General features: G+C 68.5%; 12 protein-coding genes. 2 read left to right on the top strand and 10 right to left on the bottom strand.

What is annotated here, in order from left to right; genetic code table 11:
• Positions 1 to 9 precede the first annotated feature (9 nt).
• Positions 10 to 543 carry a TetR/AcrR family transcriptional regulator gene (locus M3Q35_RS07300; protein WP_273940881.1) on the bottom strand — a complete coding sequence of 178 codons (534 nt, stop codon included), beginning with the start codon at positions 541 to 543 and terminating at the stop codon, positions 10 to 12.
• A 272-nt stretch (positions 544 to 815) separates the two neighbouring features.
• The gene (locus tag M3Q35_RS07295; RefSeq protein WP_273940880.1) at positions 816 to 1,529 is read right to left on the bottom strand and encodes a 2OG-Fe(II) oxygenase; all 714 of its coding nucleotides are present in this window, start codon (positions 1,527 to 1,529) and stop codon (positions 816 to 818) included.
• Positions 1,530 to 1,649: 120 nt separating this feature from the next.
• Here M3Q35_RS07295 and M3Q35_RS07290 point away from each other — a divergent pair, with 120 nt between their 5' ends.
• Both M3Q35_RS07290 and M3Q35_RS07285 read left to right on the top strand, forming a co-directional pair.
• On the top strand, positions 1,650 to 2,219 hold the full coding sequence (locus tag M3Q35_RS07290) for a TIGR03086 family metal-binding protein (RefSeq protein ID WP_273940879.1): 570 nt from the start codon (positions 1,650 to 1,652) through the stop codon (positions 2,217 to 2,219).
• A 141-nt stretch (positions 2,220 to 2,360) separates the two neighbouring features.
• Entirely contained in the window at positions 2,361 to 3,842 is a 1,482-nt protein-coding gene (locus M3Q35_RS07285; protein ID WP_273940878.1) for a carboxylesterase/lipase family protein, read from the top strand.
• Here the strand turns inward: M3Q35_RS07285 and M3Q35_RS07280 are convergent.
• The 8 genes from M3Q35_RS07280 to araB form a co-directional block, all read right to left on the bottom strand.
• Positions 3,839 to 4,549 carry an SDR family oxidoreductase gene (locus M3Q35_RS07280; RefSeq protein ID WP_273940877.1) on the bottom strand — a complete coding sequence of 237 codons (711 nt, stop codon included), beginning with the start codon at positions 4,547 to 4,549 and terminating at the stop codon, positions 3,839 to 3,841. The genes M3Q35_RS07285 and M3Q35_RS07280 overlap by 4 nt on opposite strands.
• An 18-nt stretch (positions 4,550 to 4,567) precedes the next feature.
• Positions 4,568 to 8,572, bottom strand: coding sequence for a beta-galactosidase (locus tag M3Q35_RS07275; protein WP_273940876.1), 4,005 nt, complete (start codon positions 8,570 to 8,572; stop codon positions 4,568 to 4,570).
• 91 nt (positions 8,573 to 8,663) lie between these two features.
• A complete protein-coding gene (gene mmsB / locus M3Q35_RS07270) occupies positions 8,664 to 9,887 on the bottom strand; it encodes a multiple monosaccharide ABC transporter permease (RefSeq protein WP_273940875.1) in 1,224 nt (407 codons plus the stop codon).
• The gene (gene mmsA / locus M3Q35_RS07265) at positions 9,884 to 11,404 is read right to left on the bottom strand and encodes a multiple monosaccharide ABC transporter ATP-binding protein (RefSeq protein ID WP_273940874.1); all 1,521 of its coding nucleotides are present in this window, start codon (positions 11,402 to 11,404) and stop codon (positions 9,884 to 9,886) included. Before mmsA ends, mmsB begins: the two co-directional genes overlap by 4 nt.
• Positions 11,405 to 11,409: 5 nt before the next feature.
• Entirely contained in the window at positions 11,410 to 12,513 is a 1,104-nt protein-coding gene (gene chvE, locus M3Q35_RS07260) for a multiple monosaccharide ABC transporter substrate-binding protein (protein WP_273940873.1), read from the bottom strand.
• 9 nt (positions 12,514 to 12,522) lie between these two features.
• A complete protein-coding gene (araA, locus tag M3Q35_RS07255; RefSeq protein WP_273940872.1) occupies positions 12,523 to 14,004 on the bottom strand; it encodes an L-arabinose isomerase in 1,482 nt (493 codons plus the stop codon).
• Entirely contained in the window at positions 14,001 to 14,696 is a 696-nt protein-coding gene (locus M3Q35_RS07250; protein ID WP_273940871.1) for an L-ribulose-5-phosphate 4-epimerase, read from the bottom strand. Before M3Q35_RS07250 ends, araA begins: the two co-directional genes overlap by 4 nt.
• Complete coding sequence (gene araB / locus M3Q35_RS07245; protein ID WP_273944278.1) at positions 14,693 to 16,366, bottom strand: ribulokinase; 1,674 nt, start codon at positions 16,364 to 16,366, stop codon at positions 14,693 to 14,695. The genes M3Q35_RS07250 and araB overlap by 4 nt, the downstream gene beginning before the upstream one ends.
• Positions 16,367 to 16,452: the final 86 nt, after the last annotated feature.

Raw genomic sequence — 16,452 nt, 5'->3', positions numbered from 1 at the left:
GGCCATGCGTCATGGCTGGCGGAGGCCGTTCATGAGCAGCGAGAGCAGTCGGTCCGCCTGCGCTGCATCGTCACGGGCAGCCCAGGCGATGCCGCCGGCCATGCCCAGCACGTCGGTCTCGTCGACGGCGACGATCGCGCCGGCTTGGAAGGCGCGGTCCAGCAACGCGGCCCCGACCTCGAACAACTGGCCGTGCAGCTCGGACAACACCTCGCTGCTCAATGCCGAGTTCATCACCTCGGCCGCGAGCCCCCGATAGGTCATGCCGTGCGCGATGGTCGCCCCCAGCCACGCCCGCACGGCACCGACGACGTCGTCCGAGTCCAGCAGAACGCGCCCGAGCTCGGCCAGCTTGGCGATCTGGTCGGCCAGCACGGCCTCGACGAGGTCCAACCGGGTCGGGAAATGCCGGTACAGGGTCCCGCTGGCGACGCCGGCCCGACGCGCGATGTCGTCGAGCGAGGCATCCACGCCGAACTCGGCGAACGCGGTCCGCGCCTCGTCCAGCAGCCGCTCGTAGTTGCGCCGGGCATCCGCTCGCATCGACCCACCCTTGCTAACCGGGGACATGGTCCGTTACCGTCGAGCTAACCGGACCGTGTCTCATCTTAGCCGGGGGCGAACGAGGCCGCTGACCAACCAGGACCGGATCGACATCACCGACCTGATCAACGGGCACGGCCACCTCGTCGACGCCGGCGAGCTGGACCGGCTCGCCGCCTCCGCGACGCCGACGACGCCGTCCGCGAGTTCCCGTTCACCTGACCAGGTCTGCCGTCACGGCTCGAACGCGTGTCCGAGATCGTTCGCTAACGCTAGGTGGCGTCGTGGAAGACGAGCCCGAGGGTGTGCCGCAAACCTGAACGGACGGCCGATACGCCGTGTCGAACCGGCGAGGCGGACCAGCCGCGGGAGCCCTGAACGGGACGGTCGCGGGTGGTGAAGACGAGGCCGTGCCCGTGGGGGATGAGGGTTGAGGTGCCGCGCGACTGGGCCCGCGGCCGCTGCTCGACGAGCAGGAACTCGCCGCCGGTGTGGTCCTCGCCGGGCGCGCTGAGGTTGATCACGACCTGGAGCGGGAACACCTTGTCCCCGTACAGATCCCGGTGCAAGGCGTTCCAACCGCCGGTCTCGTAGCGCAACAGGATCGGGGTCGGCCGGGTCTGCCCGGCGTCGTGGCAGATCCGGAGCCACTCGTCCAAGCTCTCCGGCCACTCGGTGGGACGGCCGAGCCGCTGGTACCAGTCACGAGCGATGGGCAGCAGTCGCGGATACAAAGCCTGCCGCAACTCCGCCACGGCCTCGGGGAAAGGCTCAGCGAAGTACCGGTAGTCGCCATGGTCGCCGAACCGGTGCCGCCGCAGGTTGATCTCGGCGCGGAACCGCTCCGGGGACTGCCACAGGGCGATCATCCGGGCGCACTCGGCTGGCGTGAGCAGCCGCGGCAGCAGCGCGCAGCCGTAGTCGTCGAGCTCGGCCGTCACCGCCGCCCAGTCCGCCGCGGCGACCCGCCGCTCGTACTTGGTCATGCCCCGAGTCTGCCGATCACGGACGCGACGAAGCTGGCGGAAATCGGTCGCCGCGTTCTGTCCTGATGGGCCGCCGCCGTTCGTCCTTGAGGTGTACGCACGGCAAGAAGGGGATCACCGATGAACGTGATGGAGCTGTACGGGCGCGCCCAGGACGGGTTCGACGCGGTGCTGGCCGGCGTCCGACCCGACCAGTGGGAAACGCCGTCGACCTGCCCGGACTGGTCGGTGCGGGACGTCGCCGGGCACGTGATCTGGGCGCAGCGGCAGCTGAGGGCGTGGGCGACCGGCGAGGACTACGCCGAGCACCGTGGCGCCCCGGGTGCGGCGCATCCAGGGGTGGTGGTCGACGGCGACCCGGTCGAGTCATGGCGGGAAGCGCGCGCCACCGCGTCGGCGACGCTGACCGAGGAAACACTGGTCAAGCCGGTGTCGCTGCCGGGAGTCGGGGAGATTCCGCTGGTCGGCGTGGTGACGTTGCTGCTCAGCGACACCGTCACGCACACCTGGGACATCGCCACCGCACTGGCCCGACCGATTGTCCTCGACCCGGCGGCGGTGTCGGCGGCGTTCGAGTGGTCACGGGCGAACGTCATCCGCCAGCCGGGCTTCTTCGGCCCGGAGCTGACGCCGCCGGACGACGCCGACGAGCAGACCCGCCTGCTGGCCTTCCTCGGACGCAAGGCCTAGTCGAGGTCACGGAGCCGGCCGGCGAGAAATCGCCGGTCGGCCGGGCTCGCGGGCCCGAGGACGAAACGGGCCGACCGTATCTCGACACCCGACCGGAAATTCGGTGGCGACCTCCTGTTAGTACGCTTTAGCGTACTAACCATGCCGAAGCTTCTCGTGCTCACCCTGCTGGCCGGACTGCTCACCCCCTGCCCGGTCGCGACCGTCACCACCACCGACGGTCCGATCCACGGTACTGTTACCGCTAACTATCGTTCGTACCAAGGGATTCCCTACGCGGCCCCGCCCGTGGGCGCATTGCGCTGGCGGCCGCCGGAACCGGTCCAACCGTGGACTCAGACCTTGGACGCGACGGCCCCCGGCAACGCGTGTCCGCAGGCGCCGGGCGAGCCTCATACCGACGAGAACTGCTTGTATCTCAACGTTTCCACGCCGCCGGAAGCCCATCGGCTGCCCGTGATGGTGTGGCTGCACGGCGGCAGCTTCATCTCGGGAGCCGGCAACGACATCGATCCCCGCAGCTTCGCCGCCAAGGCACACGTGATCGTCGTGACGCTGAACTACCGCCTCGGCGTACTGGGCTTTCTCGCCCATCCGGCGCTGGACGCCGAAGGCGGCGATCAGTCCGGCGACTACGGCATCCAGGACCAACAGGCGGCGCTGCGCTGGGTCAAGGCCAACGCGGCGGCCTTCGGCGGCGATCCAGGCAATGTCACGCTGTTCGGACAGTCGGCCGGCGGGGCCAGTGTCTGCATGAACCTGGCCTCCCCCGGCGCGGCCGGACTGTTCCAGCGGGCCATCACCGAAAGCGGTGGGTGCCTGGCGCCGGAACCGGACAAGGCGATCGCCGAGCGCAACGGCACCGCCCTCACCGCCCAACTCGGCTGCACCGACCTGGTTTGCTTGCGTAGCAAGACACCGGACGAGTTGCTGGCCGCCGCCGCGGCGATTCCGTACAGCCCGACCTACAGCTGGCATCCGGTCTGGGGCGGCTCGGTGATTCCGGTGAAGCCGGCCGACGCCTTCCACAATGGACAGTTCAACCGGGTGCCACTGCTGGTCAGCAGCAATCGTGACGAGGCAACGATCCTGATCGCCCAGCAGTACCCCGACGGGATCACCGCGGACCAGTACGCGCAGCTCCAGACCGGCGTGTTCAAGGCCGCCGCACCGCAGGTCCTGGCCCACTACCCGGCCGGCGACAACCCCGCGCTCACCTTCGCCCGATCCACCACGGACTGGTTCTTCTCCTGCACCTCGCTCGGCACCGACCAGTTCGCCAGCGGCCTGGTACCCACCTACGCCGACGAATTCGCCGACGACAACGCGCCGGGGTGGCCGAATCCGCTCTTCCCACTCGGCGCGTACCACGGCGCCGAACTCCAGTACCTGTTCGGCCACCTCGACAAGCCGGCGCAGCAGGCGCTGGCCGACCGCATGATCGGCTACTGGTCACGCTTCGCGTGGACCGGCAATCCCAACGGACCGGGGCTCCCGGCCTGGCCTCGATTCCGGCCCGGCGACGTTGCCGTGCCGGCATTCGCCCCGGGTCGGTCGCAGACCGTCGATCTGGCGGCCGAACACCAGTGCGCGTTCTGGGCCGCGTTGTCCGCGGGGCACTAGCGAAGTGTCCAGCGCCCCTGGCGAACGGCTTCGAACATGCTCGTGTAGGCGTAGATCCACCACGGCTCTTCGCCGAGGCGGTGCAACGCGATCGCGAACTCGGACAGCGTAGTGTCCACAAAGGAATATCCGGCATCGGCGACAATGCTCGACACCGGTCGCGGCGGCTCGGCCACGTCGTGATGCCCGTTGGTGGGCCCACGCAGCGCCAAGTCGGCCAGGCTACGCGCGACCTCGTCACGCCGCACCAGCGAGACTTCGCCGGCCGGGATGGCGACCACGCCGTCCACCGCGACCTGGCGGATCAGCCCTTCGAAGAACTCCGTGAACAGCCCGGCCCGAACGATGGAGTACTGACAGCCTGAGGCGCGCAGCATGCGCTCGGTGTCGCCGTTGGTGAACGCGTAGCAGAACGGCGACTTGAGATCGACGTCAATGCCGCTGAGCAGTACGACATGCCGTACTCCACAGTGGACGGCCGCCTCGATGACGTTGCGGTGGTGCACAACGACGCGGGCGGCCTCGCCGTCGCTGGACACGAACACCAGCGTGTCGACGCCGGTCAGCGCCGCGCGCAACGCCGCCGGATCGTCGTAGGAGGCGTTACGGCTGGACAGCCCGACAACGTCGGGCTGTCCAGCCTCGGCCAGCAGTTGCAGCACCCGGCCGCCAATCCGACCGGTGCTACCGGTTACCGCAAAACGCATCCGCCATACATACCAGGGTCACGCGCAGGTCAGCGTCGGAACCGCCCAATCCGCGTGGTCGAGGCCGTTTCCGTCGCCGCCGTCCCCGACCTCGAGGTCGAGCACCTGGCCGCCGGTGACCGGGACGTCGACGGCGGCGGCAGCCTGGTTGCCGTGCATAACCGGCGTGGTGGCAAGGGTTGTGCCGTCTATGCGCACGGTGAACGTCACCGTGCCGGACCCGCCGGCCTCCGCGTCGACGCCGACCGACGCGGTGAAGCGGCTGCACTTGCCGGCGAGATAGAACTGCACGTCGCTGACGGCGTTGGTACCCAAACCCTTCGGGTACTGCACACCGGCGATGGTGATCGGTTTGCCGTCGCCGGCATCGGCCTCGCCGTTGCTGGTGTCCCGTTCCACCGGGCCCCAACCGTTGGTGGCAGCCAGGAACGGCAGGCTGCTCACCGCCACCTGCCCGCTCGGCGGCGGGGCCGGGATGGCGCCGACGATCCGCTCGTCGGTCACGGTCGCGTAGCCGACCTTGGCCGTCACCTTCAACGCCGCCGGGGCGGTCGCGCCGGCGGTCACCGGCCACGAGAACGTGTTTCCGTTACGGGTCACGGGTCCGACGGTCCAGCCGGCGGGCGCGGTCAGGGTGGCGTCCCCCGCGCGCTCCCGCGTCTGGACGGTCGCGGTAGCGGTGAACTGCTGGCCGCTGGACGCGGTGTTGGGGACCTGGAGGGTCACCGAACTCCGCGGCGCGGGCGGCACGACGTACTTCTGCCGGTCGTAGCCCGGAGAGTTGTTCTGCCGCACCATGAGCGGCGAGGCATAGCTGCCGTAGTTGGTCAGCTGCACCGACCCGAGACCGCCGGTGCTGCCGTCCAGGTTCCACACCGCGATGGCGATCGTGTTGTCCCCGTTGGGGTTGAGCACGCCGTTGGGGATCGGGAAGCTGTGCTCCGGCCCGAGGTAGTTGATGTACTGGCCCATCTGCCAGCCGTTGACGAAGATCAACGCCCGGTACTGCCGCGACGGGTCGTCGGTGATCGTGATGCCGACGGAGGTGTCCTGGCCGCGCGGCAGGTCGAGGTGGGCGTTGGTGCGGTACCAGGAAACGCCGGGCGTGGTGTCCTTGGCCGGCAGCGTGGCGGCCGGCCACTTGCCGTCGGGGTAGCCCGGCAGCGACTCGCCGGTGCGCTCGCCGTACAGGCCACCGGTGTTCAACGGCCCTCGCACCTGGTCGAGGCCGTTCGCACCCTGGAGACGCCAGGTCACGGAGGTCAGCGGCGAGCCGGTGACCCGTGCGCCGATGAGGCCGCGGGCCGCCTTGTTGCCGTTGTTGGATCCGTAATCCTCGTCGTGCCCCATGTTCACCGTCAGCACGGACAGCTCGTTGTCGCCCTTGCGCAGCGCCGACGCCGGGAAGGCGAAGGTGTGCTGGGTGGTGGTCGAGCTACCGAGGAAGGTTCCGTTGAGCCACACCGAGGTCGCGCCGGCCGAGCCGCCGCTCTGCGACGACAGCGTGATGCCGGTCTGCGTGCCGTCGCCCACGAACTTGCCGCGGTACCAGGTGTTTCCGGTGTGGAAGCCGTAGTCGTCGGCGAACAGCACCGGCAGCGAGCCGGCGACCGTGCTGCTGTTGGACGTCATCTTGTCGGCCACCGGCCAGCGGGAGTCGTCGAAGCCGGGCTGGCTCTCCGGCGATTCCTGCTGGTGCTTCCAGTTGGTCAGCGCCGGCAGCGTGACGGGCTTGGCCACCGGCAGCGTGCCGGTCCGGCTGCCGCTGCTCGTGGTCTGGGTCCGGACGTCGCGGCCGTTCCACGTGATCTTGCCGGCGGTGCTGAACACCTCGACCGAGCCGTCGGTGTCGGTGTCGCCGGTCAGGGCCAGCGTGCCGCCAGAGGTGGTGGCGGTGCGCAGCAGGTGCGTGCCGCGGACCAGCACCGGCCCGGCGGCGGTGTCCTGCCGCCAGAACGTTTCCGCGGTTGCCTTGTCTCCCAGCAGGAGCAGCAGCGGACGGGCGCCCGGCTCGCTGACCAGCACGCGCGTGAGTCCCTTGTGGACGTAGTTCAGCCGGAGATCACCGCGAGCGGCGTCCCAGGTGCTCGTGGCGTCCCCGCCCAGCACGGTCACGGTCGGCTGCTTGGCGTAGCGCAGCACGGTCTCGCCCGGCTGGCCGGCATCCCCGTACAGGACGGCGACATCGCGGTTGCCGATGGTGGCGTTGGTCATCAGCTCGGACGTCGTGTACTGCATCCGCGACTGGCCGAGGTCGTAGCCGGCGACCAGGATCTTCGACTGGCGACCGTTGAGCGTGATGCCGGTGTCCGGCTGCTGCGGCACCGAGGGGTAGTAGTCGTTGGTCGCCGCGGACAGCAGGTCGACCGCGTCGACCACGACAAAGGCGCCCGAGGCGGACGGGTTCTTCTGGCCGGTGACGACGATCTTCAGCGTGTGCGGGCCGTCGGCCAGCCCGCGGACCTCGTAACCGGTCAGCTGGTTCTGCTTGGACGCCGAGTACAGGTCGACGGTGCTGACCTTGGTCCCGTCCAGGTACACATCGGCGATGCCGTGGTTGCCGTCCTTGGACGTGATCCACCGGATTCCGCCGCCGGTGAAAGGAATGTTAACGCTATCACCGGCCGTGTTCGAGAACGACTCGGTGTGCAGGTAGTCGCCGCCGGTGTAGTTCTGCTCCGGTCCGACATGACTCCAGGAGCCGGTGTACGCCACGGCTGGATCGTCGTACGTATAACCGGAATGCGCGGCGAGGTCGAGCGCGATGTGGGTGGTGTCGGTCGCTGTTGACGTGGAGTTGCTGTGCCGCACCGTGTGGAACTGGGTGTGCGTGTCGGGGTTGATGCGGGCCGTGTCGGTCAGCGCGCCGGAGGTGAGCGGGGCCGACCCGAGGCCGTCGGTCTTGGTCAGCGGCGCCACCGACTGCGTGAACTCGCCGATCAGCTTGTCCTCGTAGTACTTCGGGTCGAGCTGCCGGCTCTCGGTGATCGCCGCGCCGTAGTCGTAGGAGGTGTAGTTCTGCGGGATCGCGCTCCAGCCCCACGAGGTGCCGCCGTAGAGCATGTAGAAGCTCTGGGCAGTCGCCCCGGCGGCGATGTTCTGCTTGTAGAACACGTTCGCGAACTGGTCGTTGATCAGCTGCCCGCACTTGGCGTAGCCCGGCCCGCCCCACGGGTCGAACGCGCCGCCCTGGAATTCCGGCGTGTACAACGGCTTGCCGGCCGGGTGGTCGTAGCTGATGTCCGGGACGCCGTTCCAGGTCGTCGGGTTCGAGCAGTCGAAGCCCTGCGGGTAGGAGTCCGGGCCGTCCACGTCCAGCGCCGCCGCGCCCGAGTTGAAGGTGCCGTTGTTGTTGCCGGTCAACGGAACCTTGATACCGTCGGCCTTGGCCTTGTCCTCAAGGTGCTTCATGTACGTGCGGCCGGCGTCGCTGCCGTTGTAGTACTCGTTCTCGACCTGGTAGGCGATCACGCTGCCGCCACCGTCGGTGAGCTGGTGGCGCTTGAGAATGCCGTCGATCTGCGACTGCCACTCGTCGGAGTAGGCCAGATAGGTCGGGTCGGCCGAGCGTGTGTGCCCCGGCGTGGTGGACAGCCAGGTCGGGAACCCGCCGCCGTCCACCTCGGCGTTGATGTACGGCCCGGGCCGGGCGATCACGTACAGCCCGGCTTTCTCCGCCATGTTCAAGACTTCGTCTATGTCCCGGACGCCGCTGTAGTCGTACACGCCCTGGGCCGACGACTGGTAACCCCAGTCGAAGTACAGCGAGGTGGCGTTGAAGCCGGCCGCCTTCATCTTCTGGAACACGTCCAGCCACAGGTCCGGGCTGGGCAGCCGGTAGTAGTGGAACTCCCCCGACCACAGGTAGGTCCGCTTGCCGTCGATCAGGAACGAGTAACCGTCGTAGCTGATCGAGTGGCTGGCCTTGACCGGCGCCGGCCTGGCCACTGCCGGCGACACCACCCCGGTCAGCGCCAACGCGACACTGCCGAGCAGCGCCAGCAGTGTTCTGGGTAAGCGCATGTCCTGCCTCCTGGGAGTGCCACTCTGCACCGAAACCAGCATGAAAGCTAAGGAACCAACCACAGTCCGTCAAGATTCAACATTTTCACGGTCATGAACGGGTCGCGCGGCGCTTGGTCCAGATGTCGTAGGCCACCGCCGCCAGCAACACCAGGCCCTTGACCAGCATCACCTGCTCGCTGGGCGCGCCGATCAGCGACATGCCGTTGTTGATCACGGCCATGATCAGGCCGCCGGTGATGGCGCCGATCACCTTGCCCACGCCGCCCTGCACGGCCGCGCCGCCGATGAACGCCGCCGCGATGGCGTCCAGCTCGAACGAGGTGCCGGCGGTCGGCCCGGCCTGGTTGAGCCGGCCGGCGAAGATCACCCCGGCCAGGGCCGACAGCACGCCCATGTTCACGAAGATCCAGAACACCACCGACTTGACCTTGACGCCGGACAGCGTGGCCGCCTGGAGATTGCCGCCGATGGCGTAGATCCGGCGGCCGAACACGGCCCGCGTGGTGAGCAGCGAGTACCCGAGCACCAGCGCGGCCAGCAGCACCAGCACCCACGGGATGTTCTTGAAGCGGGCCAACTGCACGACGACCGCCAGCACCACAACGCCGGCCCCGCCGATCTTGAGCAGGAACACCGGCAGCGGGTCGACCGCCTGGAGGTACTGGAGGCGTCCCCGTCGCGCCCGCCACTGGGAGAAGGCGATGCCGGCCACCACGAGCACGCCGACCAGCAGGCTGAGCAGGTCCGCGCCGCCCAGCGGACCGAGGCCGACGTTGCCGAGGTAGCCGTCGGTGAAACCGTTGGACAGCGTGCGGATCGGGTCCGGGAACGGGCCGATCCCCTGGTTTCCCAACACTGTTAGCGTTAACGCCCGGAACACGAGCATGCCGGCCAGCGTCACGATGAACGCGGGGATGCCGAAGTACGCGATCCAGTACCCCTGCCAGGCGCCGATCACGCCGCCGACCACCAACGTGATCAGCAGCGCCAGCAGCCACGGCACGTGCAGGTTGACCATCAGCACGGCCGACACCGCGCCGGTCACCGCTACCACCGAGCCGGCGGACAGGTCGATGTGCCCGGCGATGATGATCAGGATCATGCCGATGGCCAGGATCAGCACGTACGAGTTCTGCACGATGATGTTGGAGATGTTCTCCGGTTGCAGCATCGTGCCCCCGGTCAGCACCGAGAACAGCACGATGATCAGCGCGAACGCCACATAGATGCCGCTCTGTCTCGGGTTGAACGAGAATCGGCGCGGCGCGCGGCCGATCGTGCCGGAGATCCGCTCCGCCTCGACGGTGCTCATGGGTGTTGCTCCTGATTCCTGGTCATGTGCTGCATCAACCGTTCCTGGGTGGCCTCCGCCCGGCTCAGCTCACCGGTGACCCGCCCGGCCGACAGGGTGTAGATCCGGTCGCACAGACCGAGCAGCTCGGGCAGCTCCGAGGAGATGACCAGCACGGCCTTGCCCTCGTCGGCCAGCCGGTTGATGATCGAGTAGATCTCGTACTTGGCGCCGACGTCGATGCCGCGGGTCGGCTCGTCGAGTATGAGCACGTCCGGATCGGTGAAGATCCACTTGGACAGCACGACCTTCTGCTGGTTGCCGCCGGACAGGGTGCCGGTCACCGTGCTCACCGTCGGCACCTTGATGTTCATGCTGCGCCGGAACATGCCGGCGACGCGGTACTCCTCGTTCTCGTTGACCCAGCCGCGGCGGGCCAGCCGGGACAGGCCCGCCGCGGAGATGTTGCGCTTGACGTCCTCGATCAGGTTGAGGCCGTAGCGCTTGCGGTCCTCGGTGACGTAGGCGATGCCGTGCGCCACGGCCTCCCGCACCGAGCGGGCCTCGATCGGCCGGCCGTCCTTGACCAGCCGGCCGGAGATGTCGCGGCCGTAGGACCGGCCGAACACGCTCATGGCCAACTCGGTGCGGCCGGCGCCCATCAGCCCGGCCAGCCCGACGATCTCCCCGCGCCGCAGCACGAGGTTGGCCCGGTCGACCACGACATGGTCGGGCCGGGTCGGGTTGTGCACCGTCCAGTCCTCGATACGCAGCGCCTCGGTGCCGATTTTCGGTTCATGCGGTGGAAAACGGTGCTCCAGGTCACGGCCGACCATGCCGGCGATGATCCGGTCCTCTGTGGCCTCGCCGACGGCCATGGTCTCGATCGTCCGGCCGTCGCGGATGATGGTGATCGAGTCGGCGATCGCCATGATCTCGTTGAGCTTGTGCGAGACGATCACGCTGGTCACACCGTCGGCCCGGAGGCCGCGCAGCAGATCGAGCAGGTGCGCGGAGTCGTCCGCGCCCAGCGCCGCGGTCGGCTCGTCCAGGATCAGCAGTTTGACCTTTTTGGACAGTGCCTTGGCGATCTCGACGAGTTGTTGCTTGCCAACACCGAGTTCGCCGACCGGCGTGACCGCCGGCTCCTTGAGCCCCACCCGGTCGAGCAGCTCGGCCGCCCGGTGGTTGGTGCGGTTCCAGTCGATCAGCCCGCCGGTGGCCTGCTCGTTGCCGAGGAAGATGTTCTCCGCGATCGACAGCTGCGGGCACAGCGCCAGCTCCTGGTGGATGATCACGATGCCGGCGCGCTCGCTGTCCCGGATGCCGCCGAACCGGCACACGGTGCCCTCGAAGGAGAACTCGCCGTCGTACGTCCCCTGTGGATAGACGCCGGAGAGCACCTTCATCAGCGTGGACTTGCCGGCGCCGTTCTCGCCGCAGATGGCGTGGATCTCGCCGCGGCGCACGGACAGGCTCACCTCGGCCAGCGCCCGCACGCCCGGGAACGACTTGCCGATACCGGTCATCGTCAGCATGGCCGCTACTTCAGCTGGCCGGCGGTGTAGTAGCCGGAGTCGACCAGCGTGGCCTGGTAGTTGTCCTTGGTCACGATCACCGGCTGGAGCAGGAAGGACGGCACGACCTTCTTGCCGTTGTCGTAGTCCTTGGTGTTGTTGACCTGCGGCTTGCCGCCGGTCAGCAGGGCCTGCGCCATGTCGACCGAGGTCTTGGCCAGCTGGCGGGTGTCCTTGAACACGGTGGAGTACTGCTCCCCCGCGATGATCGACTTGACCGAGGCGACCTCGGCGTCCTGGCCGGTCACCACCGGGTAGGGCTGGCCGGCGGTGCCGTAGCCGTTGCTCTTGAGCGCGGACAGGATGCCGATGGACAGACCGTCGTACGGCGAGAGCACGCCGTCGACCTTGGTGGAGGCGTTGTAGGTCTTGGTGAGCAGGTCCTCCATGCGCTTCTGCGCGGTCGCCGGGTCCCAGCGCAGGATGGCGCAGGTGGCGAAGTCGGTCTGGCCGCTCTTGACCACCAGCGAGCCCTTGTCCAGGTACGGCTTGAGCACGGACATCGCGCCGTTGAAGAAGAAGGTGGCGTTGTTGTCGTCCGGCGAGCCGGCGAACAGCTCGATGTTGAGCGGGCCCTTGAGGTCGGGGTCCTTGCGCTTCAGGCCGGTCAGCAGCGAGGTGGCCTGCTCCACGCCGACCTTGAAGTTGTCGAAGGTGGCGTAGTAGTCCACATTGGACGTGTTGCGGATCAGGCGGTCGTAGGCGATGACCGGGATGTGCCGGTCGGCGGCGTCCTGGAGCTGGGTGGTCAGCGCGGTGCCGTCGATGGAGGCCACGATCAACGCCTTGGCGCCCTTGGTGATCTGGTTCTCGATCTGGTTGGCCTGGGTCGGGATGTCGTTCTCGGCGTACTGGAGGTCCACCTTGTAGCCGAGCTTCTCCAGCGCCGACTTGATGTTGTCGCCGTCGTGGATCCAGCGCTCCGACGACTTGGTCGGCATGGTGACGCCGACGAGCGCGCCGGCGTTGGACCCGGCCGCCGGGGCCTGGTCCACGGTCTTGACGGTCGAGCCACAGGCCGTCAGCGTCAGGACGACGCCGAGCGTCGTTGCCCAGCGGAACAACTTCATCGTTACTCCTCAGAATCCCTGTGCGAGCCGGTAGTAGGCCTGGTTCCAGCGGATGCGGTCGCCGAAGTCGGCGCCGGCGGTGTGCTCGTCGATCACGAGCAGCTCGGTGGCGAGCATCTGGCCGAAGTCGCGGATGACATCGGTGGTGACGGCCTGTGTCAGCACCGTGTGGTGCGGGCCGCCGGCCATCAGCCACGCCTCGGCCGACTCGGCCAGCGAGGGCTTCGGCCGCCACACCGCCCGCGCCACCGGCAGGTTGGGCAGCGGCTCGTCCGGCGGCACGACCTCGATCTCGTTGGCCACGAACCGGAAACGGTCCCCCAGATCGACGAGCCCGACCACGACGCCCGGCCCGGAGGCCGCGTCGAACACCAGCCGCACCGGGTCCTCACGGCCGCCGATGCCCAGCGGATGGACCTCGCAGGACGGCCGCTCGGCGGCGATGCTGGGGCAGACCTCCAGCATGTGCGCGCCGAGGATCTTCGGCTCGCCCGGACCGAAATGATAGGTGTAGTCCTCCATGAACGACGAGCCCCGGCCGGTGCCGCGGCCCATCGCCTTGACCGCGGCCAGCAGCACCGACGTCTTCCAGTCGCCCTCGCCGCCGAAGCCGAAACCGTCGGCCATCAGCCGCTGCACCGCGATCCCGGGCAGCTGCCGTAATCCGCCCAGGTCCTCGAAATTCGTGGTGAAGGCGCCGAAGCCGCCTTCGGTGAGGAACTGCCGGAGGCCGACCTCGATACGGGCGGCGTAACGCAGCGCCTCGGGCTCGGCCCGCACGTGATAGGAGGCCATGTACTCGGCCACGACCTCGTCGACGGCGTTGTCCGGCGCCGCATCGACATACGCGACAAGGTCATTGACGCCGTAGGTGTTGACCGAGACGCCGAACCGCAGCTCGGCCTCGACCTTGTCGCCCTCGGTCACGGCGACGTCCCGCATGTTGTCGCCGAACCGGGCCAGCCGCAGGGAGCGCAGGTGTGCCACCCCGATCGCCGCCCGCGCCCAGTCCTCGATCCGCTGCTGCAACCTCTCGTCGGTCGCATGTCCGGCGACGGTCTTGCGCACCGCGCCGATCCTGGTCTGCACGAACCCGAACTCCCGGTCGCCGTGCGCGGCCTGGTTGAGGTTCATGAAGTCCATGTCGATCGTCGCCCACGGCAACTCGCGATGGAGCTGGGTGTGCAGGTGCAGCAACGGTTTCCGGAGCGCGTCCAGGCCGGTGATCCACATCTTGGCCGGCGAGAACGTGTGCATCCACGCGATCACGCCGACACAGTCCGGATCGCTGTTGGCCGCGATCATCACCCGGCGGATCGCTGCGGCGTCGGTCAGCACCGGCTGGCCGACGATCTCCGCCGGAATCCGGCCCGACGCCGTCAGCAGCTGCTGCACCTGCTCCGACTGGCTGGCCACCTGGCGCAGCGTGTCCTCGCCGTAGAGATGCTGGCTGCCGGTCAGGAACCACAGCTTCGGCTTGCTGGCACTCATGGCTGAGTCTTCTCCTGTCGCTGCCCGTAGACGTTCTGGTAGCGCTCGTGCAACCGGTCGACATCCTCGCGTCGCAGCGCCGGCAGCTCGCCGAGCTGGTGTGCAATGTGGACGGTCCGGGCCACGTCTTCCACCATCACCGCCGCTTTCACCGCCGCCTTGGCGTCCTTGCCGACCGTGAACGGCCCGTGGTTGCGCATCAGCACCGCCGGCGAACGGCTGGTGCGCAACGTTTCCACGATCCCCTGCCCGATCGAGTCGTCGCCGATCAGCGCGAACGGTCCGATCGGGATCTCGCCGCCGAACTCGTCCGCGATCATCGTGAGCACACAGGGAATCGGCTCGCCCCTGGCCGCCCAGGCCGTCGCGTAGGTGGAGTGCGTGTGCACCACGCCGCCGATCTCCGGCATGTGCCGGTACACGTACGCATGCGCGGCGGTGTCCGACGACGGCGCGAACTCGCCTTCCACCAACTCGCCGTAGAGATCGGTCACGACCATGGTGTCGTCGGTCAGCTCGTCGTAGGACACGCCGGACGGCTTGATCACCATCAGATCCTGCCCCGGCACGCGCGCCGACACGTTGCCGGCGGTCCAGATCACCAGCCCGTTGCGGGTCAGCTCCCCGTGCAGCTCCGCCACCGTCCGCCGCAACTGCCGGACGGTGTCCCGGACTTCGGCCCCCACAGTCATCGCAGCCCCTTCGCCCGACGCCTGCGGCTCTTCAGTCGGCGCATCACCTGGTTGACGCCGCGCCCGAAGTAGTCGTGCAGGGTCAGGTAGTCGGTGAAAATCTCCTCGTACGCCGCCACATTCGCCGGGATGGGCCGATAGACGTCGCGCTCGACCGAGCCCATCGCCTTGGCCGCGGCGCGGATGTCCGGGTAGGCGCCGGCGGCCACCGCGGCGTGGATCGCCGAGCCGAGCGCCGGGCCGTTCTCCGAGCCGATCACCGACAGCGGCATGTCGATCACGTCGGCGTAGATCTGCATCAGCAGCGGGTTGCGGATCAGGCCGCCGGCCACCACGAACTCCGTCACCGGCACCCCGGCGTCGATGAAGGTGTCGATGATCATCCGGGTGCCGAAGGCGGTGGCCTCCAGCAGCGCCCGGTAGGTGTCTTCGGCCCGGGTGGCCAGGGTTTGCCCGACGATCAGGCCGGACAGCTCGTGGTCGACCAGCACCGACCGGTTGCCGCTGTGCCAGTCCAGGGCCAACAAGCCGTGTTCGCCGGGTTCCTGCTGCGCGGCCAGCTCGGACAGCAGCTCGTGCACCGAGATGCCGCGGTCGCGGGCCGTGGCGTGGTACTCGGGCGGCACGCCGTGATCCACGAACCAGCCGAAGATGTCGCCGACGCCGCTCTGGCCCGCCTCGTACCCCCAGAGGCCGGGCGCGATCCCGCCGTCGACGACGCCGCACATGCCGGGGACCTCGCGCAGCTCGGCCCCGTTCATCACGTGGCAGGTGGAGGTGCCCATGATCGCGACCATCTGGCCGGGTTCGACGGCCTGCGCGGCGGGCGCGGTCACGTGCGCGTCGACATTGCCGACGGACACCGCGATGCCGGGCCGCAGCCCGGTCCACTCGGCGGCCTGCTCGGACAGCCCGCCGGCCGCGTCGCCCAACTGCCCCAACGGATGCGCCAGCTTGTCGAGCACGAAGTTCTCGAACCCGGGATTCAGCTCGCGCAGGTAGTCCTGGCTCGGGTACTCGCCGTCCTGGTGGATTCCCTTGTAGCCGGCCGTGCAGGCGTTGCGCACGTAGTTTCCGGTGAGCTGCCAGACGATCCAGTCCGCGGCCTCGACGAAGCGCCACATCGTGGCGTACACCTCGGGCGCTTCCTCCAGGATCTGCAGTCCCTTGGCGAACTCCCACTCCGAGGAGATCAGGCCGCCGTAGCGCGGCAGCCACTTCTCACGCCGGGCCGCGGCCAGGTCGGTGATCCGGTCGGCCTGGCCCTGCGCCGCATGGTGCTTCCACAGCTTCACGTAGGCATGCGGTTCGGCTTGGAACTCCGGTAAGTCGCACAGCGGCGTGCCGCCGGCGGTGACCGGGATCATCGTGCAGGCGGTGAAATCCGTGCCGATCCCGATCACGTCCTGCGCGCTCGCGCCGGCTGCCTTCAGCGCTGCCGGCACGGCGTTCTTCAGCACGTCCACGTAGTCGCTCGGGACCTGGAGCGCCCAGTCCGGCGGCAGCGGGTCGCCGGTGTGCGGCAGGACCTGTTCGAGTACCCCGTGGGGGTACTCGAACACCGCGCTGCCGAGCTCGGCGCCGTCCTCGACCCGCACGACCACAGCCCGGCCGGACAACGTCCCGAAGTCCACGCCGACGACCAGCTTGCCTGTTAGCGCTAACACCATGGACACGACTCCTTCCGTGTACGAGCTGTGGACATCAACAACCCCTCGATCACCGTCGATCCGTTCTGTTAGCGCTAACACTGGGC

The organism is Kutzneria chonburiensis (genome assembly GCF_028622115.1).
Classification (GTDB): Bacteria; Actinomycetota; Actinomycetes; order Mycobacteriales; family Pseudonocardiaceae; genus Kutzneria; species Kutzneria chonburiensis.
The sequence above is the reverse complement of the archived record's forward strand: the minus strand, read 5'-3'. Positions and strand labels throughout refer to the sequence as shown.